The 25451-nt window shown below is 56.7% G+C and carries 24 protein-coding genes; 21 read left to right on the top strand and 3 right to left on the bottom strand.

Features of this window, described 5'->3' with window-relative positions; all coding sequences use genetic code 11:
* Positions 1–24 precede the first annotated feature (24 nt).
* On the bottom strand, positions 25–789 hold the full coding sequence (gene ybfF, locus ABIB18_RS02605) for an esterase (protein WP_031374808.1): 765 nt from the start codon (positions 787–789) through the stop codon (positions 25–27).
* 250 nt (positions 790–1039) lie between these two features.
* Here ybfF and seqA point away from each other — a divergent pair, with 250 nt between their 5' ends.
* Together seqA and pgm are read left to right on the top strand one after the other, a co-directional pair.
* Entirely contained in the window at positions 1040–1588 is a 549-nt protein-coding gene (gene seqA, locus ABIB18_RS02600; RefSeq protein ID WP_031374809.1) for a replication initiation negative regulator SeqA, read from the top strand.
* 25 nt (positions 1589–1613) lie between these two features.
* Positions 1614–3254 (top strand): phosphoglucomutase (alpha-D-glucose-1,6-bisphosphate-dependent), encoded by a 1641-nt coding sequence (gene pgm / locus ABIB18_RS02595; protein ID WP_031374810.1) that lies wholly within the window; start codon positions 1614–1616, stop codon positions 3252–3254.
* A gap of 39 nt (positions 3255–3293) precedes the next feature.
* On the opposite strand, the gene kdpE is transcribed toward pgm, so the two are convergent.
* Complete coding sequence (kdpE, locus tag ABIB18_RS02590; RefSeq protein WP_031374811.1) at positions 3294–3968, bottom strand: two-component system response regulator KdpE; 675 nt, start codon at positions 3966–3968, stop codon at positions 3294–3296.
* A 257-nt stretch (positions 3969–4225) separates the two neighbouring features.
* Here kdpE and ABIB18_RS02585 point away from each other — a divergent pair, with 257 nt between their 5' ends.
* The 11 genes from ABIB18_RS02585 (at position 4226) to nei (ending at position 13459) form a co-directional block, all read left to right on the top strand.
* On the top strand, positions 4226–4426 hold the full coding sequence (locus ABIB18_RS02585; RefSeq protein WP_069728029.1) for a DUF2517 family protein: 201 nt from the start codon (positions 4226–4228) through the stop codon (positions 4424–4426).
* Between the two features lie 154 nt (positions 4427–4580).
* Complete coding sequence (locus ABIB18_RS02580; RefSeq protein ID WP_031374813.1) at positions 4581–5537, top strand: YbgA family protein; 957 nt, start codon at positions 4581–4583, stop codon at positions 5535–5537.
* A 12-nt stretch (positions 5538–5549) separates the two neighbouring features.
* A complete protein-coding gene (phrB, locus tag ABIB18_RS02575; RefSeq protein ID WP_354473599.1) occupies positions 5550–6974 on the top strand; it encodes a deoxyribodipyrimidine photo-lyase in 1425 nt (474 codons plus the stop codon).
* Between the two features lie 18 nt (positions 6975–6992).
* The gene (locus ABIB18_RS02570; RefSeq protein ID WP_031374815.1) at positions 6993–7736 is read left to right on the top strand and encodes a type 2 GTP cyclohydrolase I; all 744 of its coding nucleotides are present in this window, start codon (positions 6993–6995) and stop codon (positions 7734–7736) included.
* 159 nt (positions 7737–7895) lie between these two features.
* Complete coding sequence (gene pxpB / locus ABIB18_RS02565; protein ID WP_354473598.1) at positions 7896–8552, top strand: 5-oxoprolinase subunit PxpB; 657 nt, start codon at positions 7896–7898, stop codon at positions 8550–8552.
* Positions 8546–9478 carry a 5-oxoprolinase subunit PxpC gene (gene pxpC / locus ABIB18_RS02560; RefSeq protein WP_316552093.1) on the top strand — a complete coding sequence of 311 codons (933 nt, stop codon included), beginning with the start codon at positions 8546–8548 and terminating at the stop codon, positions 9476–9478. The genes pxpB and pxpC overlap by 7 nt, the downstream gene beginning before the upstream one ends.
* Positions 9468–10205 (top strand): 5-oxoprolinase subunit PxpA, encoded by a 738-nt coding sequence (gene pxpA / locus ABIB18_RS02555; protein ID WP_354473597.1) that lies wholly within the window; start codon positions 9468–9470, stop codon positions 10203–10205. Before pxpC ends, pxpA begins: the two co-directional genes overlap by 11 nt.
* Before the next feature lie 55 nt (positions 10206–10260).
* Positions 10261–10989: a DUF969 domain-containing protein gene (locus ABIB18_RS02550; protein WP_354473596.1), complete on the top strand. Its 729-nt coding sequence runs from the start codon at positions 10261–10263 to the stop codon at positions 10987–10989.
* Positions 10989–12005, top strand: a complete 1017-nt coding sequence (locus ABIB18_RS02545; RefSeq protein WP_069728035.1) for a DUF979 domain-containing protein — start codon at positions 10989–10991, stop codon at positions 12003–12005. The genes ABIB18_RS02550 and ABIB18_RS02545 overlap by 1 nt, the downstream gene beginning before the upstream one ends.
* A gap of 6 nt (positions 12006–12011) precedes the next feature.
* The gene (gene pcp / locus ABIB18_RS02540; protein WP_046288455.1) at positions 12012–12659 is read left to right on the top strand and encodes a pyroglutamyl-peptidase I; all 648 of its coding nucleotides are present in this window, start codon (positions 12012–12014) and stop codon (positions 12657–12659) included.
* Between the two features lie 11 nt (positions 12660–12670).
* Positions 12671–13459: an endonuclease VIII gene (gene nei, locus ABIB18_RS02535; RefSeq protein ID WP_316552095.1), complete on the top strand. Its 789-nt coding sequence runs from the start codon at positions 12671–12673 to the stop codon at positions 13457–13459.
* Between the two features lie 66 nt (positions 13460–13525).
* Here nei and ABIB18_RS02530 read toward each other — a convergent pair whose 3' ends face one another.
* Positions 13526–14809, bottom strand: coding sequence for a citrate synthase (locus ABIB18_RS02530; RefSeq protein WP_031374820.1), 1284 nt, complete (start codon positions 14807–14809; stop codon positions 13526–13528).
* Between the two features lie 632 nt (positions 14810–15441).
* Here ABIB18_RS02530 and sdhC point away from each other — a divergent pair.
* The 8 genes from sdhC to sucD all read left to right on the top strand — a co-directional run bounded on the left by sdhC (position 15442) and on the right by sucD (position 25032).
* Positions 15442–15831, top strand: a complete 390-nt coding sequence (gene sdhC, locus ABIB18_RS02525; RefSeq protein WP_046288454.1) for a succinate dehydrogenase cytochrome b556 subunit — start codon at positions 15442–15444, stop codon at positions 15829–15831.
* Positions 15825–16172, top strand: coding sequence for a succinate dehydrogenase membrane anchor subunit (gene sdhD, locus ABIB18_RS02520; RefSeq protein WP_031374822.1), 348 nt, complete (start codon positions 15825–15827; stop codon positions 16170–16172). The genes sdhC and sdhD overlap by 7 nt, the downstream gene beginning before the upstream one ends.
* Positions 16173–17939: a succinate dehydrogenase flavoprotein subunit gene (gene sdhA, locus ABIB18_RS02515; RefSeq protein WP_031374823.1), complete on the top strand. Its 1767-nt coding sequence runs from the start codon at positions 16173–16175 to the stop codon at positions 17937–17939.
* Between the two features lie 14 nt (positions 17940–17953).
* Positions 17954–18670 carry a succinate dehydrogenase iron-sulfur subunit gene (locus ABIB18_RS02510; protein WP_031374824.1) on the top strand — a complete coding sequence of 239 codons (717 nt, stop codon included), beginning with the start codon at positions 17954–17956 and terminating at the stop codon, positions 18668–18670.
* A 203-nt stretch (positions 18671–18873) separates the two neighbouring features.
* Positions 18874–21681, top strand: coding sequence for a 2-oxoglutarate dehydrogenase E1 component (sucA, locus tag ABIB18_RS02505; protein ID WP_031374825.1), 2808 nt, complete (start codon positions 18874–18876; stop codon positions 21679–21681).
* 15 nt (positions 21682–21696) lie between these two features.
* Positions 21697–22920 (top strand): 2-oxoglutarate dehydrogenase complex dihydrolipoyllysine-residue succinyltransferase, encoded by a 1224-nt coding sequence (gene odhB, locus ABIB18_RS02500; protein WP_069728036.1) that lies wholly within the window; start codon positions 21697–21699, stop codon positions 22918–22920.
* Positions 22921–22990: 70 nt separating this feature from the next.
* Positions 22991–24157 carry an ADP-forming succinate--CoA ligase subunit beta gene (gene sucC, locus ABIB18_RS02495; protein WP_046288453.1) on the top strand — a complete coding sequence of 389 codons (1167 nt, stop codon included), beginning with the start codon at positions 22991–22993 and terminating at the stop codon, positions 24155–24157.
* Positions 24157–25032 carry a succinate--CoA ligase subunit alpha gene (gene sucD / locus ABIB18_RS02490; protein WP_021508535.1) on the top strand — a complete coding sequence of 292 codons (876 nt, stop codon included), beginning with the start codon at positions 24157–24159 and terminating at the stop codon, positions 25030–25032. Before sucC ends, sucD begins: the two co-directional genes overlap by 1 nt.
* Positions 25033–25451: the final 419 nt, after the last annotated feature.

Below are 25451 nucleotides of genomic sequence, written 5' to 3'. Positions count from 1 at the left end.
ACATTTGCCGCCAGGTATTTGCTTTTAAAGCGCAAAAAAGCGACGGACGCTGCGTAATACGGCATCAGGTTTTTCGGCGTGCACCCAGTGTCCCGCGCCGCTGATCACATGCGCATGAGCCGCCGGGAACTGCGTAATCAACGCCTCGCGGTACTGATTATCCAAGTAGCTGGAGTCACCGCCGCGAATAAACAGCGCCGGATGCGGCCAGGCGGGAACCGGCTGCCAGCCAGAAATGGTGGTGTAGTTGTCCCACAATACCGGCACGTTGAAGCGCCATTCACCCTGCTGGAAAGATTTCAGCAGGAACTGAATCACACCCTCTTCATCGAGCAGGCCACGCATCACCTGCGCAGCTTCACTGCGGGAAGTCACGCCCGCTTCCGTTACCGCGCGGATCGCCGCGAAAATGGTGTCGTGGCGGCGGGTCTGATAATCCACCGGTGCGATATCGATCATCACCAGACGTTCGATACGATCTGCCGCCAGCGCACTCATGGTCATGGCAATTTTGCCGCCCATCGAATGACCGATTACCGCCACCCGATCGATGCCGTGCGCATCCAGCGTCTCTAACATATCCTGTGCCATCACAGCGTAGTTCATCTGATCGGATCGCGGTGATAATCCATGGTTGCGGACATCAACCTGCAGTACCGGCGCGGCATCTTTTAACCCGCGAGCCAGCACGCCAAGGTTATCCAGCGTTCCGAACAGGCCGTGGATCAGCAGGATGGGCAGGGAATCAGTCGGGGATTGTTCAGTTTGCAGACGGGCGTTCAAAATCATGGCAAAGTTCTTAAGTTTGAGACCTAAGCTTAGGTTATCATGGATTCACCTTTTCAGGCGCGCCGGTTCCGGCGGCATTAGGACATATTCTGACTTTTGCCCGTAAACCGTTTGATTGCTAACAACCCGCCTGAATTTAACTTTATAATCCTCATGTTAGAACCCGCTCACCCTTCGAATCGCCAAACTTTGCTTAGGGCTTTTCAGGAAACAAGTGGTTCTGTCATGAGAAAGAACCGTACGGAATAAGATGAAAACGATCGAAGTTGACGAAGAGCTCTACCGTTATATTGCCAGCCACACGCAACACATTGGTGAAAGCGCATCCGATATTCTGCGTCGTATGCTGAAGTTCACGGCCGGTCAGACAGCACCTGCTGCGCCGGCACAAAATGCAGCGTCCGGTGCGGCGAAAGAGACTCAGCCTGCCGTGGCTGGCTCACGTCCGCAGGATCGGGTACGCGCGATGCGTGAACTGATGCTTTCTGATGAATATGCGGAGCAGAAGCGGGCGGTTAATCGCTTTATGCTAATCTTGTCAACGCTCTATCGTCTTGATACCGCAGCCTTTGCTGAGGCAACTGCATCACTGCAGGGCCGTACCCGCGTCTATTTTGCGGGTGATGAGCATACGCTGTTGCAAAATGGCACCCATACTAAGCCGAAGCACGTACCCGGCACACCGTACTGGGTGATCACCAATACCAATACCGGTCGCAAATGCAGCATGATCGAACACATCATGCTCTCAATGCAGTTCCCGCAGGAACTGACAGAGAAAGTTTGCGGCACCATTTAAACTGAAGCGTCAGGGAGAAGCGCCAATGGCCAATCACCCCCGTGCCGGGCAACCCGCCCAGCAGAGCGATTTGATTAACGTTGCACAATTAACCTCACAGTATTATGTCCTGCAGCCCGACGTGGCGAACCCGGAACATGCGGTGAAGTTTGGCACCTCTGGCCATCGCGGTAGCGCAGGGCGTCAAAGCTTCAACGAGATGCACATTCTGGCGATTGCGCAGGCGATTGCAGAAGAGCGTAAAAAGAACGGCATCACCGGTCCGTGCTACGTGGGTAAAGATACCCACGCGCTGTCCGAGCCGGCGATCCTGTCGGTGCTGGAAGTGCTGGCGGCGAACGGCGTGGATGTGATTGTGCAGCAGGATAATGGCTATACGCCGACCCCTGCCATCTCTAACGCCATTCTTGAGCACAACAAAGCCGGTGGCGCACTGGCCGACGGCATTGTGATCACGCCTTCACACAACCCACCGGAAGATGGCGGCATCAAGTACAATCCACCTAATGGCGGACCGGCTGATACCAACGTCACCAAAGTGGTTGAAGATCGCGCGAATCAGCTGATCAAAGATGGCCTGAAAGAAGTTAAACGTCTGCCAATCGATCAGGCACTGGCCAGCGGCCACGTGGTCGAGAAAGATCTGATCCAGCCTTACGTTGAAGGTCTGGCGCAGGTCATCGACTTCCCGGCGATTCAGAAAGCCGGTCTGAAAATTGGTGTTGATCCGCTGGGTGGTTCTGGTATTGCTTACTGGCAGCGTATCGCTGAGCACTACAAGCTGGATCTGACGCTGGTAAATGACGCTGTCGATCAGACTTTCCGCTTTATGCATCTGGATAAAGATGGCGTGGTCCGCATGGACTGCTCCTCTGAGTGCGCCATGGCCGGTCTGCTGGCTTACCGCGACAAGTTCGATCTGGCGTTCGGTAACGACCCGGATTATGACCGTCACGGTATTGTCACTCCGGCAGGCCTGATGAATCCAAACCACTATCTGGCAGTGGCAATCAACTACCTGTTCCAGCACCGTCCACAGTGGGGCCAGGATGTCGCCGTTGGTAAAACGCTGGTATCCAGCGCGATGATCGACCGCGTGGTTAACGACATCGGCCGTAAGCTGGTGGAAGTGCCGGTTGGCTTTAAGTGGTTTGTTGATGGTCTGTATGACGGCAGCTTTGGTTTCGGCGGCGAAGAGAGCGCCGGTGCCTCTTTCCTGCGTTTCGATGGCACGCCATGGTCAACCGATAAAGACGGCATCATCATGTGTCTGCTGGCGGCAGAGATCACTGCTGTCACCGGTAAAAACCCGCAGCAGCATTACGATGAACTGGCCGGGCGCTTTGGTGCACCAAGCTATAACCGTCTGCAGGCGTCCGCAACGTCTGCCCAGAAAGCCGCGCTGTCGAAGCTGTCACCTGAGATGGTGAGCGCCGATACGCTGGCGGGCGACCCGATTACCGCGCGTCTGACCGCTGCGCCAGGTAATGGCGCGTCGATTGGTGGCCTGAAAGTGATGACCGACAACGGCTGGTTCGCCGCGCGTCCGTCAGGCACCGAAGACGCCTACAAAATCTACTGTGAAAGCTTCCTGGGTGCGGAACACCGCGCGCAGATTGAGAAAGAAGCGGTAGAGATTGTCAGCGAAGTACTGAAAAACGCCTGAGAAATCGGGCAATGAAAAAGGCGCCTCTGGCGCCTTTTTTTATGGCATAAAGCGATAGCCAATACCGGTTTCCGTCAGCAGATGCACCGGCTGGGTCGGGTTGGCTTCCAGCTTCTGCCGCAGATGCCCCATATAGATGCGCAGATAGTGGCTGTGCTCCACCGCATTCGGTCCCCACACCTGGCTCAGGAGCTGGCGCTGGGTCAGCACTTTGCCCGCGTTATTCAGCAGAATACTCAACAGGCGAAACTCAATCGGGGTGAGATGAATCTCCTCGCCGCCGCGCTGTACCCGGCGCGCAGCAAAATCAACACTCACATCCGCAAAGGTGACGCGGGCGTCGGGTTGCTGGCTGCTGTGCCGCCGCAGTGCGACCCGGACGCGAGCCAGCAGTTCACCGATACCAAACGGTTTGGTCAGATAGTCATCAGCACCGGCATCCAGCGCGGCGATTTTATCCTGCTCGTCGCTGCGTGCTGACAGCACAATCACCGGCATCGCGCTCCACTGGCGCAGGTCGCGGATAAAGTCGGTACCATCACCATCCGGCAGGCCTAAATCGAGGATCACCAGATCGGGTTTACGGGTGGCGGCTTCAATCAAGCCGCGCTGCAGCGTATCGGCATCAAAGACTTTCAGTGCCTCATTTTCCAGCGCCAGCCGCACAAAACGGCGGATCTCTTTTTCATCTTCAACGATCAAAACCGTGGTCACGCAAACCTGCCTTGAATAAACAGTGATGCGCTACTTTACCAACAAATTTTTCTGCCGTCCGTGCCGGTTACGCCGGGCTGATTTAAACCTGCGCGTAACCACGAAATAACATCTGTGTAACTTAATTACAGGTTAATTCTTAAACGACATATTTTCGGGTAAATAAGTGGTCTGATGAGTAGTAAAATTACACAATCAGGCGTAATCTTAGACACAGATCACATTCGAACCTTATAACTCTCCGGGAGGCGATAACCATGTATCAGGTTTATCCACGTTCCAAAATCATTTTGCGTCGCACGCTGGTGGTCCTTCTCGGCGTTGTTGCGTTACCCGTGATGCTGTTCCGTCGCGACCGCGCTCGCTTCTACAGCTATCTGCATCGGATGTGGTGCAAAACCAGCGCCAAGCCGGTATGGCTGGCGCAAGCAGAAGCCGCTGGCGGCGCTTTCTGGTAAGACGGATATCTGCTGAATCGGCCTGGTCATTGGACCAGGCTTTTTTTTTGCGTTTTTTCTTAAAACAACCGCGCTTTTCCCTGGCTTAACGCTGTCTTCCTGGCTGATTTACGCTACACTTAAACCTCTACAAGATTTCGGAGGTTGTACAAGTATGAGCGAAAAAATCCCGGTCGGAATCAGTGCCTGCTTGCTTGGTGAAAGCGTCAGATTTGACGGTGGACACAAGCGCCTTACTTTCGCTACCGAAGACCTCACGCCTTTTGTGCGTTTCGAGCCGATCTGCCCTGAAATGGCGATTGGTCTGCCGACGCCGCGCCCAGCCTTACGCCTGGTTAATCAGGGTGATGAGGAACTGCATCTGTGCTTCAGCAAAGATGGCGGGGAAGAGGTGACTGACCGGATGCGTGACTGGTCGGCCGAGCGCGTGAAATCGTTGCATCATCTGTCAGGCTATATCCTGTGCGCCAAATCCCCCAGCTGCGGCATGGAGCGGGTGCGGGTTTACGAGCCAGACACCAACAACAATCGCAAAGCCGGCACCGGCATTTTTGCTGAATTCCTGCAGCGCGAAATGCCGTGGTTACCGCTGGAAGAGGATGGGCGACTGCACGATCCTGCGCTGCGCGAAAATTTCATTGGTCGTATCTGCGCTCTGCATGAGTTCAATCAGATGTGGCAAAGCGGCCTGACCCGTCACCGTCTGATTGCCTTCCACAGCCGCTATAAATTACTGATGCTGGCCCATTCGCAGGAGAAATACCGCGAGCTGGGGCCGTTTGTCGCCTCAATGAACCAGTGGGACTCACTGGAAGCATTCGCCTTCGAATACCGTAATCGCATGATGGCGCTGATGTCACGACCCGCCTCGCGTCGTAATCACACCAACGTTCTGATGCACGTTCAGGGTTATTTCCGCCGCCAGCTCAGTTCACCGCAGCGGCAGGAACTGGCGACGCTGATTGATCGTTACCGCCAGGGCACCCAACCATTGCTGGTGCCGATTACCATTCTGAAGCACTACATGGCGGAGTTCCCGCATCCATGGCTGGCTGAGCAACGCTATTTCGATCCCTATCCGGAAGCGTTGTGTTTACGTTACGGACAATAATTCAGGAGTGTTATGACCACCCATCTGGTCTGGCTGCGTAACGACTTACGCCTCAACGACAATCTGGCGCTGCATGCTGCCTGCCGCGACAGCGAGGCAAAGGTGATTGCGCTCTATCTCGCCACGCCGAAACAGTGGCAGCAGCACGACATGGCGCCGCGACAGGCGGCCTTTATTCATGCCAGTCTGCAACTGCTGGCGGCGTCGCTGGCCGAGCGGGGTATCGCTCTGCATTATCAGTCGTGTGAGACCTTCGGTGACGCGGTCGATTACCTGGTCAGCTTTTGCCAGCAGCAGCAGGTCGACCAGCTTTTCTACAACTATCAGTATGAAGTCAACGAACGCCAGCGCGATGCGGACGCCGAGAAGCGTCTCGATCAGGCGGGCGTGATCTGTCAGGGTTTTGATGACAGCCTGCTGTTGCCGCCTGGCAGCGTACAGAGCGGTGACCGCTCGATGTACAAAGTTTTTACCCCGTTCAGCAAAGCGTTTGTCCGCCGCTTGCAGCAAACCCTGCCGGAGTGTGTGCCCGCGCCGAAAGCGCGTCCCGGCGCGCCGCTGGAAAACCCGGCGATTCCACCGTTTGATTATCCGACCGACAGCGTTGACCAGACGCTGTTTCCGCCCGGCGAAGCCGCAGCCCTGAAACGCCTGCGGCAGTTCGCAACCCAGCCGGTGCTGGATTATCCCGCCGAGCGCGATCTGCCGGCTCGGGACGGCACCAGCCGGTTATCGGTATATCTGGCGACCGGGCTGTTATCGCCGCGACAGTGCCTACACCGCGTGCTGCATGAACATCCTGACGCGCTGGACAACAGCCGGGCGTTTAGCTGGCTGAATGAGCTGATCTGGCGCGAGTTTTATCGTCATCTGCTGGTGGCGTATCCGACGCTGTGCAAGCACCAGCCCTTTATTAGCTGGACGCGACACGTGGAATGGCAGACTGACGCAGCCCATTTCGACGCCTGGAAAGCAGGGAAAACCGGCTATCCGATTGTGGATGCGGCGATGCGGCAGCTCAACGCGCTTGGCTGGATGCATAACCGCCTACGAATGATTACCGCCAGTTTTCTGGTCAAGGATCTGCTGATTGACTGGCGCGACGGTGAACGCTACTTCATGCAGCAGCTGATTGATGGGGATCTGGCGGCGAACAATGGCGGCTGGCAGTGGGCAGCCTCGACCGGCACCGATGCCGCGCCCTATTTTCGCATCTTCAATCCGACCACGCAGGGTGAACGCTTTGATCCGCAGGGCGAATTTATCCGCCACTATCTGCCGGAGCTGGCAGATGTGCCGGACAGCGATATTCATCAGCCGCTGCTGTGGGCCGCGAAAAATCATAAGAAACTCGATTATCCGCCACCGATCGTGGAACATAAGAGCGCCCGTAAAAAGACATTAGACGCCTTTGAGCGCGCGAAAAGCGCGGCCTGAGGCGATCAAGGAGCCACGATGAATCATTACCAACTCGAGACGCTGATCAATCAGCAGCTGGAGAGCCACAACTTCAGTGATTACGCCCCAAACGGTTTGCAGGTTGAAGGGCGCAGCGAAGTGAAAACGGTGATTACCGGCGTTACCGCCTGTCAGGCCCTGCTGGATGAAGCCGTAGCACGTCAGGCAGATGCGATAGTGGTGCACCATGGTTATTTCTGGAAAAACGAACCGGCCGCGATAAAAGGCATGAAGCGTCGTCGTTTGCGTACGCTGCTGGCCAACGACATTAATCTCTATGGCTGGCATCTGCCGCTCGACGCCCATCCGCAGTTAGGCAACAACGCGCAGCTGGCGAAGCTGCTGGATATCGAGGTACGTGGCGAAGTGATGCCGCTGGTGTTGTGGGGTGAACTGGCCGAGCCACTCACCGGCCAGCAACTGGCCGATCGCATTGCCGATAAGCTGGGACGTGAGCCACTGCACTGTGGCGACAACGCACCTGAACTGATTCGCCGCATCGCCTGGTGCAGCGGCGGCGGGCAGGGCTTTATCGATCAGGCTGCTGCTTTTGGTGTGGATGCTTACCTGACCGGTGAAGTGTCGGAGCAGACCATTCACAGCGCGCGTGAACAGGGACTGCACTTCTTCGCTGCCGGACACCATGCGACCGAGCGCGGTGGCGTCAAAGCGCTGGGCGACTGGCTGGCACAACACCACGGTCTGGATGTGACCTTCATCGATATTCCGAATCCTGCCTGATCCCACTCCCGGTCCTGCGCCCCGCCGCAGGACCTAAATCTGTTGACACATCTCCGTCACTTTCGCATAACTGTTTGCTTTGAGTAGATAAGCAAACGGCTGAGCCGTGCGCCAGAACCGGTCTGGCACGCGAGATTTCAGCTCAACGGGAGGTCGCTGTTGCAACGAGCACGTTGTTATTTACTGGGTGAACGCGCGGTGGTGCTGGAACTGGAACCACCCATCTCGCTGGCCAGCCAGCAACGAATCTGGGGTCTGAACCAGCGCCTGCAGGCGGTCGCGAGCGTTCAGGAGGTGATCCCCGGCATGAACAACATCACCCTGATACTGCGTGATCCACAGCAGAGCGCGCTGGACGCCATTGAGCGGCTGCAGCGCTGGTGGGAAGAGAGTGAAGTGCAGATACCGGAATCACGTCAGGTGGCGATCCCGGTCATTTATGGCGGCGAGGCTGGCCCCGATCTGACGGTAGTGGCCGAACACGCCGGACTCTCCATCCATCAGGTGGTGGAGTTGCACAGCAGTACCGACTACGTGGTCTATTTCATCGGTTTTCAGCCCGGCTTTCCCTATCTGGGTGGGCTGGATCCGCGTCTGCATATTCCTCGTCGGGCAGAACCACGCGTCGCCGTGCCCGCCGGATCGGTCGGTATCGGCGGCAGCCAGACCGGTGTCTATCCGCTGGCGTCACCGGGCGGCTGGCAGCTCATCGGCCAGACGCCTGTCGCGCTGTTTGATCCGCTGCAGCAACCGCCGACGCTGCTCCGACCCGGTGATACCGTGCGCTTCGTGCCACAGAAGGAGGGCATATGTTGAGGATCCTGCGAGCCGGACTGGCCGCCACGATACAGGATGCGGGTCGTCACGGCTGGCGGCAGTACGGTATCAGCCTCGGTGGGGTGCTGGATCAGCCCGCGATGACCACCGCTAATTTGCTGGTGGGAAATGCGCCAGACAGCGCGGTGCTGGAGATGGTGCTCGGCCAGTTTAAGGCGGAGTTCACCCGCGACGGCTGGTTTGCGCTGACCGGCGCTGGCTGTAACGCAGAACTGGACGGTAATCCGGTATGGACCGGCTGGCGCACCCCGGTTAAAAAAGGACAGGTGCTGTCGCTGGCGATGCCGGTACACGGCATGCGCAGCTATCTGGCGGTGCAGGGCGGGTTCGATCTGCCGGCGATGCTCGGTTCTGTCAGCACCGATCTGAAAGCCGGATTTGGCGGATTCCACGGGCGCACGCTGCAGGATGGCGACTGCCTTCCGCTGGGCAAACCGACCCGTCAGTTTGCTCGCAAAGCTGGCGTCCGGCAACTGCTGTGGGGCAACCGCATTCGCGCGCTGCCGGGTCCGGAATACCATGAGTTCAGCCGCGAGGCGCAGCAGGCGTTCTGGCGCACAGCGTGGAAGCTCAGTCCGCAAAGTAACCGGATGGGATACCGACTGGAGGGACGTCAGCTCAGCCGGGAAAACCCGCGGGAACTGCTGTCGCACGGGCTGGTACCGGGCGTGGTGCAGGTGCCGCCTAACGGTCAGCCGATTGTGCTGATGGCGGATGCCCAGACCACCGGCGGCTATCCGCGTATCGCCTGTATTATCGAGGCTGACCTCTATCACCTGGCGCAAATCCGGCTGGGTGAACCGATTCACTTCATTCATTGCACTCTGCCGGAGGCGATGCAGGCGCGTCAGCATCAGCAGCGTGCGCTGGACCAGATGGTATGGGGACTCGCTGATGAAAATTGATTTAAACGCCGATCTCGGTGAAGGCTACGACAGCGATCGCGCGCTGCTGCAACTGGTCAGCTCGGCCAACATCGCCTGTGGCTTTCACGCCGGCGATGCCCAGACCATGCTGCAATCGATCTGCTGGGCGAAAGAAGCCGGAGTAGCGATTGGCGCACATCCGGCTTTTCCCGACCGCGAAAACTTTGGCCGCAGCGCGATGCAGCTGCCGCCGGAAACGGTCTATGCCCAGATGATCTACCAGATTGGGGCGTTGAAAAGCCTGGTAGAAAGCGAAGGCGTGCGGCTGGTTCATGTTAAGCCGCACGGCATGCTCTACAACCAGGCGGCGGCCGATGCGGTGCTGGCCGACGCCATTGCCCGGGCGATTAAGGCGGTGGACAGCCAGCTGATTGTGGTCGGGCTGGCGGGCAGCGAATCGATTCGGGCGGCGGCTCACTATGGTCTCCGTACCCGTGAAGAGGTGTTTGCCGATCGCGGTTACCTCAGTAGCGGTGCGCTGGTGCCGCGCAGCCAGCCCGGAGCGCTGATTGAGGATGAACAGCAGGCGATCGATCAGACGCTGAGCATGGTGCAGCAGGGCAAGGTAAAAAGCATCAGCGGGGAATGGGTCGCGGTTAAAGCGCAAACCGTCTGCTTACATGGCGACGGGGCGCATGCGTTGCAGTTTGCCCGGCGGCTGCGTGATGCCTTTGCCGCCCAGCAAATCAGCGTCACCAGTGCCTGAATAATAATGCTTAGCCCGGCTGTGCCCGGGCTTTTTCATACTCTAAGGGGAAAAGATGGATAGCGTGGTAAATCTCTGGCCGCTGCTTGGCATTGCAGCCATCATTATCGGCTTCGTTTTACGGTTTAATCCGGTGCTGGTGGTTATTGTCGCCGGTTTCGTCACCGGCTTCGCGGCCATGATGCCGTTGGCCGACATTCTGGAAAAGCTCGGTTCGGGCTTTCTCAACACCCGTAATCTGCCGCTGATTCTGTTGCTGCCGCTGGCAGTGATCGGCCTGCTGGAACGTCACGGGCTGAAAGAGCGGGCGCAGGCGTGGATCGCCCAGATTAAAACCGCCACCGCCGGACGTTTACTGATCGTCTATCTGCTGGTGCGCGAACTGACCGCAGCGCTCGGCCTGACCAGCCTCGGTGGTCATCCGCAGATGGTGCGCCCACTGCTGGCACCGATGGCGGAAGGGGCGACGGAAAACCGTTATGCTGACGTCTCGCCAGAGGTGCGCCATCGTCTGCGCGCCATGTCGGCGGCGACTGATAACGTCGGGCTGTTCTTTGGCGAGGACATTTTCGTCGCCTTTGGCGCGATTATCTTTATGCACAACTTTATGCATGAGTCGGCCGGGATTCAGACTGAACCGCTGCACATTGCCCTGTGGGGTATCCCGACCGCAGTGGCGGCCTTCCTGATCCACTCGGCCCGCCTGGTACGGCTCGATCGTCAGTTAGCCCGTGAATTACAGGCGCTGAACGGCCAGGCACTGAAAGCCAAAGGAGGGCAGTAATGTTTCAGCAACAATATCTGATGTGGCTGGCAGGGCTGATCCTGCTGGTGGTGGCGCTCCTCTCCTGGGGCGATCGCGCCAACCCGCGCCGTTTAACCACCGGACTGTTCTGGGCGCTGTATGGCCTGATTTTCCTGGTTGGCGACTGGACCACGCAACTGATGACGCAGTGGATGGGTTCGGCAGCCGCCGGCACCCGGATGCTGAACATTAGCGTCGGAGTCGCAGTGGTGGTGATGGCGCTGATTGCCGGCTTAGGCGGGGTAAAGCTGGGCCGCTATCATCAGCGCAGTGATGAGGAGAAACAGGCCAGTGCGCTGCGCCTGCGCAATAAACTGTTCCTGCCTGCGCTGGCGATCCCGGTGGTGACGGTCGCGGGCGTGCTGGCGTTCAACCATATCCCGGGCTTGCAGGATACGGTGTTTGGTCCTGGTAACCACGCGACGCTGGTGACGCTGTTTTCGATGATGATCGGCTGCCTGATCGGCTGGCTGGTGGCGCTGAAACTGACGCATGAGAAACCGGTGCAGTCGATGCAGGAGACCCGACGGCTGCTGGATGCTATTGGCTGGGCATTTATCCTGCCGCAGATCCTCGCCACCCTGGGTCTGCTGTTTACCAGCGCTGGCGTCGGCAGTGCGATTTCCCATCTGACCGAAAGCTATCTGGCGGTCGACAGTCGCTTTATCGCGGTGGCGGTTTATGCCGGTGGCATGGCGCTGCTGACCATGGTGATGGGCAACGCCTTTGCTGCGTTTCCGATTATCACAGCGGGCGTCGGTATTCCGATTCTGGTGCTGCAGCACGGCGGCAATCCGGCGGTGATGGCAGCCATCGGCATGTTCTCCGGCTACTGCGGAACGCTGATGACGCCGATGGCGGCTAACTTTAACATCGTGCCGGCGGCGCTGCTGGAGCTGCCGGATCGTAACGCGGTGATCAAAGCTCAGGTCCCGACCGGTGTGCTACTGTTAATCGTTAACATTTTCCTGCTCTATTTCCTGATGTTCCTGTGAGGCTGAATGAAAACTGTCCTGATGACCGCCTTTGAACCGTTTGGCGGTGAAAGCATTAACCCATCATGGGAAGCGGTCAGTGCGCTGGAAGGCAAAGAGATTGCTGGCGCACGGATCGTCATCCGTCAGTTGCCGGTGGTGTTTGCGGATGTGCTGGATGTGCTCTACCAGGCGCTGGAGGAGGTGAAACCGGATGCGATTCTGTCGGTAGGACAAGCGGGCGGGCGCAGCGATATTACCGTTGAACGCATCGGCATCAACGTTGATGATGCGCGTATTGCCGACAACGCCGGCCATCAGCCGGTTGATGAAGCAATTGTGGCTGACGGTCCGGCGGCCTATTTCTCGCGTCTGCCGATCAAGGCGATTGTGGCCGCGCTGCGTCAGGCGGGGATTCCCGCCTCGGTGTCACAGACCGCCGGGACCTTTACCTGTAACCGGGTGATGTATGGTCTGCTGCACTGGCTGGCCCAGCAGCAGACGCCGGTGCGCGGTGGCTTTATCCACATCCCTTACCTGCCGGAGCAGGCGGCGTTGCACCCTGGTGCGCCAAGCATGTCGGTCGCCAGTGTGATTCAGGCACTGGAAATTGCGGTCCGGGTGACGCTGGAGACCGGTGAAGATCTGAAAATAGCTGGCGGTGCCACACACTAAGAGGATCCACGATGCCTGAAGGACCAGAGATCCGCCGGGTGGCGGATCAGCTCGAGACCGCGATTGTCGGCCAGCCGTTAACCGAAGCGTGGTTTGCCTTTCCGGCGCTGAAAACTTACGAACCGGCGCTGATTGGCGAACAGGTGCAGGCGATTGAGACGCGCGGCAAGGCGTTGCTGACACATTTCAGCAATGGCCTGACGCTCTACAGCCACAATCAGCTGTATGGCGTCTGGCGCATCGTCACGCCCGAAACGGAATTACAGACCACCCGACAGTTACGGGTACGGCTGGCGACGGCCGATCGGGCTATTCTGCTGTATAGCGCGTCGGATATTGAGTTACTGAACGCCGATACGCTGGCAGCACACCCGTTTCTTAACCGCATCGGCCCCGATGTGCTGAGCAGTACGCTGACGGTGGATGAGGTGAAAGAGCGGCTGCTGTCACCCCGTTTCCGGCGGCGGCAGTTCAGTGGTCTGCTGCTGGATCAGGCTTTTCTGGCCGGGCTGGGCAATTACCTGCGTGCCGAAATTCTCTGGCTGGCACAGTTGCTGCCGCAGCATCGGGCGCAGGATCTCAGTAACCATCAGCTGACTGCTTTCAGCGAGGCGCTGCTTTCAGTGCCGCGCCATGCCTATCGGATGCGTGGCACGATGAAGAAATATCATGAGGAAGCGGCGTTTCAGTTTGAGGTGTTTCATCGGCAGGGCAAAAAATGCCGGCGCTGCGGCACGGTGATTGAGAAGGGCACGCTCTCATCACGGCCTTTTTACTGGTGTCCGGGGTGTCAGCACTGAGTGCCTGACGGCAGCTATAAAAAAAACGGGGCCAGATGGCCCCGTTTTTGCGTTGAAATATAACGCTTATTTTTCCAGCTGCGAGTTGAATTCGCGCTCGGTATAACCGGTATAGAGCTGACGCGGACGGGCGATTTTCATCCCTTCGTCGTGCATCTCTTTCCAGTGCGCAATCCAGCCAACGGTACGCGCCATCGCGAAGATCACGGTAAACATTGAGGAAGGAATTCCCATCGCTTTCAGAATAATACCGGAGTAGAAATCGACGTTTGGATAGAGTTTGCGCTCGATGAAGTAAGGGTCGTTCAGCGCAATGTGTTCCAGTTCCATCGCCACTTCCAGCAGATCATCCTTCATACCCAGCTCATTCAGGACTTCATGGCAGGTATCGCGCATCACGGTGGCACGTGGATCGTAGTTTTTGTAAACGCGGTGACCAAAGCCCATCAGACGGAAGGAGTCATTTTTGTCTTTGGCACGTTTAACAAATTCCGGAATGTGCTCAACGGTGCTGATCTCTTCCAGCATGCGCAGTGTCGCTTCGTTGGCACCGCCGTGCGCCGGTCCCCACAGGGAGGCGATCCCGGCGGCGATACAGGCAAACGGGTTAGCACCAGAAGAACCGGCGGTACGCACGGTTGACGTCGAGGCGTTCTGCTCATGGTCAGCATGCAGGATCAGGATACGGTCCATGGCGCGTTCCAGTACCGGATTTACCTTGTACTCTTCGCACGGCGTCGCGAACATCATGTGCAGGAAGTTACCGGCATAAGAGAGGTCATTACGCGGGTAAACAAACGGCTGACCGATAGAGTATTTGTAGCACATCGCGGCCATGGTCGGCATTTTGGACAGCAGGCGGAACGCGGCGATTTCGCGGTGACGCTCATTGTTAACGTCCAGCGAATCGTGATAAAACGCCGCCAGCGCGCCGGTCACGCCACACATCACCGCCATCGGGTGTGAATCACGACGGAAGCCGTGGAACAGACGGGTAATCTGCTCATGAATCATGGTATGACGGGTAACGGTGGTACGGAATTCTTCAAACTGCTTTTGATTTGGCGCTTCGCCATTCAGCAGGATGTAGCACACTTCCAGATAGTTGGAGTGGGTCGCCAACTGGGAGATCGGGAAGCCGCGGTGCAACAGGATACCTTCATCACCATCAATAAAGGTGATTTTTGACTCGCAGGATGCAGTGGACGTGAAACCCGGATCGAAGGTAAACAGTCCACTGGAGCCGAGGGCGCGGACATCAACCACATCCTGGCCCAGCGTGCCTTGCAGCACATCCAGTTCAACGGACGTTTCATCTTGTAGGGTTAGCGTCACTTTTTTATCTGTCATTTTCGTCTCCATAGCGCCTTAGGCAGGTAAAGATCTTTAGACACCTGAAACGCGTTCATGTTGCGGTTGGCAAAACTTCACAGCATCACTCTGCTGTCTTATGGCTGGTGCAGGGTACAGAGTGAGAGGCGCGTTCCCAGCAGGAACCGTAGAGCCATGGACATGCTGCATATCGCGGTTGTTAAAGATCCGGTCAGGACATAACTTCTTGGTAACCAATAACCTGATGCTTTTTAATGCTTACGTTCGCAATGTTACATAACTTGCGCTTAGGGGAAAGTGTATCCCCATAACTTTTGTGCATCATAGGAATTTGTAGCGTTAGTTTGTAACTGAATTGTTGAACTATTGTCAAATCAGATAATTAAAATTGTATCAATTGTGAAAATCGTGAGTAGGATCACTGTTCCATCTAAAATTTACCAAAGAGTTTGTAGGGGAATTGTAATCAGAATGTGATCCTCCTATACTCCTGCCAGGTCTCCGGAACACCCTGACACCAGGAGCCACCCAGCGTTTCTACCGCGTCAATTAACACTGGATGTTGCTTTTTTGGTGACGGTTAAAGTCTGCCACGCGTTGTGATTAGACTCCGCCTCAGGTCCGGAGGAAGCAAAATAAAAAAGAGCTGTGTGGGCAAAACCGTGAAAAAACAAAGACCTGTCAACTTGGATCTCTCGACGATCCGGTTTCCCGTTACTGCAATATCGTCCATTCTTCACCGCGTCTCCGGCGTAATCACATTGGTTGCTCTTGGCATCCTGCTGTGGCTACTCGGTCTCTCACTCTCCTCTCCGGAAGGTTTCCAGCACGCTGCAACCATCATGGATGGCTTCTTCGCGAAGTTTATCATGTGGGGCATTTTAACGGCGCTGGCCTATCACGCGGTGAGCGGGATTCGTCATATGTTGATGGATTTTGGTTATCTGGCTGAAACCCTGCAGGTGGGTAAGCGTTCAGCTTATATGACTTTTGTAATCACTGTCGTGCTGGCAATTCTGGCGGGAGTCCTCGTATGGTAAGCAATGCATCCGCGTTGGGTCGCAACGGTATCCAGGACTGGCTGCTGCTGCGGGCAACCGCAATTCTGATTACGCTCTACATCGTCTACATCCTCGGTTTTGTGGTGATGACTGACACGCTGACCTATGAGTTGTGGCGTGGCTTCTTCGCTTCCGCATTCACTAAAGTGTTCACCCTGCTGACGCTGTTCTCGATTCTGATCCACGGCTGGATTGGCATGTGGCAGGTGTTAACAGACTACGTCAAATCGCTGCCAACCCGTCTGGTGTTGCAGTTTGTGATTGTGGTGGCGCTGTTGTGGTATGCGATTTATGGATTTGTTGTGGTGTGGGGTGTGTAAATGAGTTTGCCAATCAGAGAGTTCGATGCCGTGGTGATCGGCGCAGGTGGCGCAGGAATGCGAGCCGCACTGCAAATCTCCCAGGCCGGCCAGAGCTGCGCCCTGTTATCTAAAGTTTTCCCGACCCGTTCCCACACCGTATCTGCGCAGGGCGGTATTACCGTTGCGCTGGGTAATACCCATGAAGATAACTGGGAATGGCACATGTACGACACCGTCAAAGGCTCCGACTATATCGGTGACCAGGACGCGATTGAATATATGTGTAAAACCGGACCGGAAGCGATTCTGGAGCTGGAACACATGGGCCTGCCGTTCTCGCGTCTGGATGATGGTCGTGTCTATCAGCGTCCGTTCGGCGGCCAGTCGAAGAATTTCGGTGGCGAGCAGGCGGCACGTACCGCGGCAGCAGCCGACCGTACCGGTCACGCCCTGCTGCATACGCTGTACCAACAGAACCTGAAAAATAAGACCACTATCTTTTCTGAGTGGTACGCGCTGGATCTGGTGAAAAATGCCGACGGCGCAATTGTCGGCTGTACCGCGATTTGTATCGAAACCGGTGAGACCGTCTACTTTAAAGCCAAAGCCACCGTACTGGCGACCGGCGGGGCAGGCCGTATTTACCAGTCCACCACCAATGCACACATCAACACCGGTGACGGCGTGGGTATGGCGCTGCGCGCAGGCGTACCGGTGCAGGACATGGAGATGTGGCAATTCCACCCAACCGGCATCGCCGGCGCGGGCGTGCTGGTGACCGAAGGCTGCCGTGGTGAAGGCGGTTATCTGCTGAATAAACATGGCGAGCGCTTCATGGAACGCTACGCGCCGAATGCGAAAGATCTGGCGGGCCGTGACGTGGTTGCGCGCTCGATGATGATCGAAATTCGCGAAGGTCGCGGCTGCGATGGTCCGTGGGGCCCGCACATTAAACTGAAACTCGATCACCTCGGTAAAGAGGTGCTTGAGTCACGTCTGCCTGGCATTCTTGAGCTGTCACGCACCTTTGCCCATGCCGACCCGATTAAAGAACCGATTCCGGTGATTCCAACCTGTCACTACATGATGGGCGGCATTCCGACCAAAGTGACCGGTCAGGCGCTGCGGGTGAATGAGCAGGGCGAAGACGTGGTGATTCCTGGGCTGTTTGCAGTGGGCGAAATCGCCTGCGTATCGGTTCACGGTGCCAACCGTCTGGGCGGCAACTCGCTGCTCGACCTGGTGGTGTTTGGCCGCGCTGCGGGTCTGCATCTGCTGGAAAGCATTCAGGAGCAGGGCGAACTGCGTGATGCTTCTGAAGATGAGATTGATGCGGCGATGGCGCGCTTTAACCGTTGGGAAAATAACACCACCGGTGAAGACCCGGTTGAGATTCGCAAAGCGCTGCAACGTTGCATGCAGAATAACTTCTCGGTATTCCGTGAAGGCGATGCAATGGCGCAGGGCCTGGAAGAGCTGAAAGTGATCCGCGAACGCCTGAAATCGGCGCGTCTGGATGACCGCTCGCCGGACTTCAACACGCAGCGTATTGAATGTCTGGAACTGGACAACCTGATGGAGACGGCGTTTGCCACGGCGGTGGCGGCTAACTATCGCACCGAGAGCCGCGGTGCACATAGTCGCTTCGACTTCCCGGATCGTGATGATGAGAACTGGCTGTGCCACAGTCTTTATGTCCCGGAAACCGAGAGCATGACGCGCCGTGAGGTGAACATGCAGCCGAAACTGCGCGCGGCCTTCCCGCCGAAAGTGCGTACCTACTAATTTCGGAGACGATCATGAGACTCGAGTTTTCAATTTATCGCTACAATCCAGAGGTCGACGACAAACCGCGGATGCAGGATTACAGCCTGGAAGCGGAAGATGGTCGCGACATGATGTTGCTGGACGCGCTGATTCGTCTGAAAGAGAAAGATCCGACGCTGGCGTTTCGTCGCTCGTGCCGTGAAGGCGTCTGTGGCTCCGACGGCCTCAACATGAACGGTAAAAACGGACTGGCCTGCATCACGCCGGTCTCTGCGCTGGGTAACGGTAAACAGAAAATCGTTATCCGTCCGCTGCCGGGTTTACCGGTGGTGCGTGACCTGGTAGTAGACATGAGCCAGTTTTATGCACAATATGAGAAAATTAAGCCTTTCCTGTTGAATAATGGGGAAAATCCGCCGGCACGTGAGCATCTGCAGTCGCCGGATGAGCGCGAACATCTGGATGGATTATACGAATGTATTCTCTGTGCCTGCTGTTCAACCTCATGCCCGTCATTCTGGTGGAACCCGGAGAAGTTTATCGGGCCTGCCGGCCTGCTGGCCGCGTACCGCTTCCTGATCGACAGCCGCGACACCGAAACCGATGCGCGTCTCGACAATCTGAACGACGCTTTCAGTGTATTCCGCTGTCACAGCATCATGAACTGTGTGAGCGTATGCCCGAAAGGGCTAAACCCGACGCGCGCCATCGGCCATATTAAGTCGATGCTGCTGCAACGCGGGGCATAAGCACCACACCATCCGGGAACCTCAGGTTCCCGGTGGTTTACGGAAGCCTCTGTAAGCGCGGTCTGGTACCACGTTTACAAAGGTTCCCTTACGGGCCACGCGCGCTGCGCACAGTGCTCGTATCGCTGAACTCACTACGGCAAACCGCGAAAGCGGCAACAAATGAAACCTCAAAAAAGCATAGCAATGCTTAAGGGATCACAATGCAGAACAGCGCGATGAAGCCCTGGCTGGACTCCTCCTGGCTGGCCGGCGCGAACCAGTCTTACATAGAGCAACTCTATGAGGATTTCCTGACCGATCCTGACTCTGTCGATGCAGTGTGGCGCTCGATGTTCCAACAGTTACCGGGCACCGGAATGAAACCTGAGCAGTTTCACTCCACCACACGTGAGTACTTCCGTCGCCTGGCGAAAGATGCATCTCGTTACACCTCATCCGTCTCCGATCCAGAAACCAACTCGAAGCAAGTGAAAGTGCTGCAGCTGATTAACGCGTTTCGTTTCCGCGGCCATCAGCACGCCAATCTCGATCCGCTCGGCCTGTGGAAGCAGGATCGGGTTGCCGATCTGGACCCGGCTTTTCACGATCTGACCGACGCCGATTTTCAGGAAAGCTTTAACGTCGGCTCTTTTGCCATCGGCAAAGAGACCATGAAGCTGGCCGATCTGTTCGAGGCGCTGACCCAGACTTACTGTGGCTCAATTGGTGCAGAATATATGCACATCAATAACACCGACGAGAAACGCTGGATTCAGCAGCGTCTGGAATCGGTGGTGGGCCATGCGTCATTCAGCCGCGAAGAGAAAAAAGGTTTCCTGAAAGAGCTGACCGCGGCAGAAGGGCTGGAAAAATATCTCGGGGCTAAATTCCCGGGCGCCAAACGCTTCTCCCTCGAAGGGGGCGATGCGCTGGTTCCGATGCTGCGCGAAATGATCCGTCATGCCGGTAAAAGCGGCACCCGCGAAGTCGTGCTCGGCATGGCGCACCGTGGCCGTCTCAACGTGCTGATCAACGTGCTGGGTAAAAAGCCGCAGGATCTGTTCGACGAGTTCGCCGGTAAGCATAAAGAGCACCTCGGCACCGGTGACGTGAAGTACCACATGGGCTTCTCGTCTGACGTTGAAACCGAAGGCGGCCTGGTTCACCTGGCGCTGGCGTTTAACCCGTCGCATCTGGAGATCGTCAGCCCGGTGGTGATGGGATCGGTACGCGCCCGTCTTGACCGTCTGGAAGAGCCAAGCAGCAACAAAGTTTTACCGATCACCATTCATGGTGATGCCGCGGTAATCGGCCAGGGCGTGGTGCAGGAAACCCTGAACATGTCTCAGGCACGCGGTTACGAAGTGGGCGGTACCGTTCGCATCGTGATCAACAACCAGGTAGGTTTCACCACCTCCAACCCGAAAGATGCGCGTTCAACGCCGTACTGCACCGACATCGGCAAAATGGTGCTGGCCCCTATTTTCCACGTCAATGCAGATGACCCGGAAGCGGTGGCGTTTGTTACCCGTCTGGCGCTTGATTATCGCAACACCTTCAAACGTGATGTGTTTATCGATCTGGTCTGCTATCGCCGTCATGGTCACAACGAAGCCGATGAGCCGAGTGCGACCCAGCCGCTGATGTACCAGAAAATCAAAAAGCACCCGACGCCGCGTAAAATCTATGCTGACCGTCTGGAAAGTGAAGGGGTAGCGACCCAGGAAGATGCGACCGAAATGGTCAATCTCTACCGCGATGCGCTGGATGCCGGCGAATGCGTGGTGCCAGAGTGGCGGCCGATGAGCCTGCACTCCTTTACCTGGTCGCCTTACCTCAATCACGAGTGGGACGAGCCGTATCCGGCCCAGGTCGACATGAAACGTCTGAAGGAACTGGCGCTGCGTATCAGCCAGGTCCCGGAAGAGGTAGAAGTTCAGTCACGCGTCGCCAAGATCTACAACGATCGCCGTCTGATGGCCGAAGGCGAGAAAGCCTTTGACTGGGGCGGTGCTGAAAACCTGGCGTACGCCACGCTGGTTGATGAAGGCATTCCGGTTCGCCTGTCGGGCGAAGATACCGGTCGCGGTACCTTCTTCCACCGTCATGCGGTAATCCATAACCAGGCGAACGGCTCGACCTATACTCCGCTGCATCACGTGCACAGCGGCCAGGGCCAGTTCAAAGTCTGGGATTCCGTGCTATCAGAAGAGGCGGTACTGGCGTTTGAATATGGTTATGCCACCGCAGAGCCACGCATTCTGACCATCTGGGAAGCGCAGTTCGGTGACTTCGCCAACGGTGCTCAGGTGGTGATCGACCAGTTCATCAGCTCCGGCGAGCAGAAATGGGGCCGGATGTGTGGCCTGGTCATGCTGCTGCCGCACGGCTACGAAGGTCAGGGTCCTGAGCACTCCTCAGCGCGCCTTGAGCGCTATCTGCAACTCTGCGCTGAGCAGAACATGCAGGTCTGCGTGCCGTCTACGCCGGCGCAGGTTTATCACATGCTGCGTCGTCAGGCGCTGCGCGGAATGCGGCGTCCACTGATTGTGATGTCGCCGAAATCGCTGCTGCGTCATCCGCTGGCGATCTCCACGCTGGATGAGCTGGCTAACGGCAGTTTCAAACCGGCGATTGGCGAAGTCGACGATCTCGATCCGCAGGGCGTTAAACGCGTCGTGCTTTGCTCCGGTAAAGTCTATTACGACCTGCTGGAACAGCGCCGTAAAAACGAGCAGACCGATGTCGCTATCGTGCGTATCGAGCAGCTCTATCCGTTCCCGCATCAAGCGGTACAGGAAGCTTTAAAAGCGTATTCCCATGTGCAGGATTTTGTCTGGTGTCAGGAAGAACCCCTGAATCAGGGCGCCTGGTACTGCAGCCAGCATCATTTCCGTGAAGTTGTGCCATTTGGTGCCACCTTACGTTATGCAGGCCGCCCGGCATCCGCTTCACCGGCCGTGGGTTACATGTCCGTACACCAAAAACAGCAGCAAGACCTGGTTAATGACGCGCTGAACGTTGATTAATTAAAAGGAAAGATAATGAGTAGCGTAGATATTCTCGTTCCCGACCTGCCTGAATCGGTTGCCGATGCCTCCGTGGCAACCTGGCACAAAAAACCAGGCGATGCAGTCACTCGCGATGAAGTGCTGGTCGAAATTGAAACTGACAAAGTGGTGCTGGAAGTGCCTGCATCCGCTGACGGCATTTTAGAAGCCGTGCTGGAAGATGAGGGCGCAACCGTCACTTCACGCCAGATCCTCGGTCGTCTGAAAGAGGGCAACAGCGGCGGTAAAGAGAGCAGCGCGAAGTCTGAAAGCAAAGAGTCGACTCCGGCTCAGCGTCAGACCGCCTCACTGGAAGAAGAGAGCAACGATGCGCTCAGCCCGGCAATTCGCCGCCTGATTGCGGAACATAACCTCGATGCCTCGCAGATCAAAGGCAGCGGTGTGGGTGGTCGTCTGACCCGTGAAGATGTTGAAAAACATCTGGCCAACAAGCCTGCTGCGCCGAAAGCCGCCGCTGCGCCAGCCGCTGACAGTGCGCCACAGCCTGCGGTCGCTAACCGCAGCGAAAAACGCGTGCCGATGACCCGTCTGCGTAAACGTGTTGCCGAACGTCTGCTGGAAGCGAAGAACAGCACCGCGATGCTGACCACCTTCAACGAAATCAACATGAAGCCGATCATGGATCTGCGTAAGCAGTACGGCGAGGCTTTCGAGAAGCGTCACGGCGTGCGTCTGGGCTTCATGTCCTTCTACATCAAAGCGGTAGTTGAAGCGCTGAAACGCTATCCGGAAGTGAATGCTTCTATCGATGGCGAGGATGTGGTTTATCACAACTACTTTGACGTCAGCATTGCGGTCTCCACGCCACGCGGCCTGGTGACGCCGGTGCTGCGCGATGTCGATGCGCTGAGCATGGCTGATATCGAGAAGAAAATTAAAGAACTGGCGGTGAAAGGTCGTGACGGCAAGCTGACGGTTGACGATCTGACCGGCGGTAACTTCACCATCACCAACGGTGGCGTCTTCGGTTCGCTGATGTCGACCCCGATCATCAACCCGCCACAGAGTGCCATCCTCGGCATGCACGCCATCAAAGATCGTCCTATGGCGGTCAATGGTCAGGTCGTGGTGCTGCCAATGATGTATCTGGCGCTCTCCTACGATCACCGTCTGATCGATGGCCGTGAATCTGTCGGCTACCTGGTTGCGGTGAAAGAGATGCTGGAAGACCCGGCGCGCCTGCTGCTGGATGTCTGATTTTCATCGGGCGCGCCTCGCCGCGCGCCCAACCTCTTTACTCTTTTCAGACCTGAATGGATAGAACATCATGAACTTACACGAATACCAGGCGAAACAACTGTTTGCACGGTATGGCATGCCGGCACCAACCGGTTACGCCTGTACTACACCACGTGAAGCGGAAGAAGCTGCCTCGAAAATTGGCGCAGGCCCGTGGGTAGTAAAATGTCAGGTTCATGCCGGTGGCCGCGGTAAAGCGGGCGGTGTGAAAGTGGTTAACAGCAAAGAAGAGATTCGCGCCTTTGCTGAAAACTGGCTGGGCAAACGCCTGGTAACCTATCAGACAGATGCGAACGGCCAGCCGGTAAACCAGATTCTGGTTGAAGCCGCAACCGACATCGACCAGGAGCTTTACCTGGGCGCGGTGGTCGATCGTGCAACGCGTCGCGTGATCTTCATGGCATCAACTGAAGGCGGCGTAGAAATCGAAAAAGTGGCGGAAGAAACCCCGCACCTGATTCATAAAATGGCGCTCGATCCGCTGACCGGTCCACAGCCTTATCAGGGCCGTGAGCTGGCATTCAAACTGGGCCTGTCCGGCAAGTTGGTCGGTCAGTTCACCAAGATCTTCATGGGCCTGGCGACACTGTTCCTCGAGCGCGATCTGGCGATGGTTGAGATCAACCCGCTGGTGATCACTAAGCAGGGCGATCTGATCTGCCTGGATGGCAAACTGGGTGCCGATGGCAATGCGCTGTTCCGTCAGCCAGAGCTGCGCGAAATGCGCGATCCAAGCCAGGAAGATCCACGTGAAGCCCATGCTACACAGTGGGAACTGAACTATGTCGCCCTGGAAGGCAACATCGGCTGTATGGTGAACGGCGCAGGTCTGGCGATGGGTACCATGGACATCGTTAAGCACCACGGCGGTCAACCGGCGAACTTCCTTGATGTTGGCGGCGGCGCAACCAAAGAGCGCGTCACAGAAGCCTTCAAAATCATCCTGTCTGACGATGCAGTGAAAGCGGTATTCGTTAACATCTTCGGCGGTATCGTACGCTGTGACCTGATTGCCGACGGCATCATCGGCGCAGTGGCTGAAGTGGGTGTGAACGTGCCAGTGGTGGTACGTCTGGAAGGTAACAACGCCGAGCTGGGCGCCCAGAAACTGGCGGACAGCGGTCTGAACATCATTGCAGCAACCAGCCTGACAGACGCCGCACAGCGTGTTGTTGCTGCCGCGGAGGGTAAATAATGTCCATTCTGATCGACAAAAACACCAAAGTCATTTGCCAGGGTTTCACCGGTGGCCAGGGGACTTTCCATTCTGAGCAGGCGCTGGCCTACGGCACCCAACTGGTTGGCGGCGTCACGCCAGGCAAAGGCGGCACCACTCATCTGGGCCTGCCGGTGTTCAACACCGTGCGTGAAGCCGTAGAAGCGACCGGCGCAACCGCCACCGTGATCTACGTGCCGGCTCCGTTCTGTAAAGATGGCATCCTTGAAGCGATCGATGCAGGCATCAAGCTGATCATCACCATCACCGAAGGCATCCCGACGCTGGATATGCTGACCGTGAAAGTGAAGCTGGATGAAGCGGGCGTGCGGATGATTGGTCCAAACTGCCCAGGCGTGATCACCCCAGGCGAATGCAAAATCGGCATCATGCCGGGTCACATTCACCAGCCGGGCCGCGTCGGCATCGTCTCACGTTCAGGTACGCTGACCTATGAAGCCGTTAAGCAGACCACCGACATCGGCTACGGCCAGTCGACCTGTGTCGGCATCGGCGGTGACCCGATCCCAGGTTCTAACTTCATCGACATCCTGAAAATGTTCCAGGACGATCCACAGACCGAAGCGATCGTGATGATCGGTGAGATCGGTGGCAGCGCGGAAGAAGAAGCTGCGGCGTTCATCAAAGAGCATGTCACCAAGCCTGTGGTGGGTTATATCGCGGGTGTGACGGCGCCAAAAGGCAAGCGTATGGGCCATGCGGGCGCCATCATTGCCGGTGGTAAAGGCACAGCAGACGAGAAGTTTGCGGCACTGGAAGCGGCCGGCGTGAAAACCGTTCGCAGCCTGGCTGACATCGGTGATGCGGTGAAAGCTGTCCTGCCGGCGAAATAAGCCAAACAGATCGAACATCAAAGCCACCTGCGGGTGGCTTTTTTTATGCCTTCTATTGCCGGTACCCGGCCGCGCTGTTGAATCGACGGCGCAGCAGAATAACCGCCAGAAAAATGCCTGGAGTTAATTAAAAGCAGCAAAGGTAATATTTTTTAAATAATATTCAGCCCGACGATGACATCCTGATAACAAGCAACCTACCTGACCCTATCTGGAAATTTATTACGTTATTCCAGATCAATTATTCGCGAGTTATAACCAACTATTCCGCTGGCAAAGCGTAACGCTAAAGGCGTAAATTGCGCTACATCAATTCAGCCTTTCACACAAACTTTCAAACGTTTGCTCTACCCGGGGTGATACCCGCTTTTCTGTTGTTTTTGCATACGTTGAGATTAGCGCTGCATTGACAGTCAGGG

This window comes from Pantoea sp. UYEF8 (genome assembly GCF_040546285.1).
Lineage (GTDB): Bacteria > Pseudomonadota > Gammaproteobacteria > Enterobacterales > Enterobacteriaceae > Pantoea > Pantoea brenneri.
This window is presented reverse-complemented; position numbering and strand designations above follow the sequence as displayed.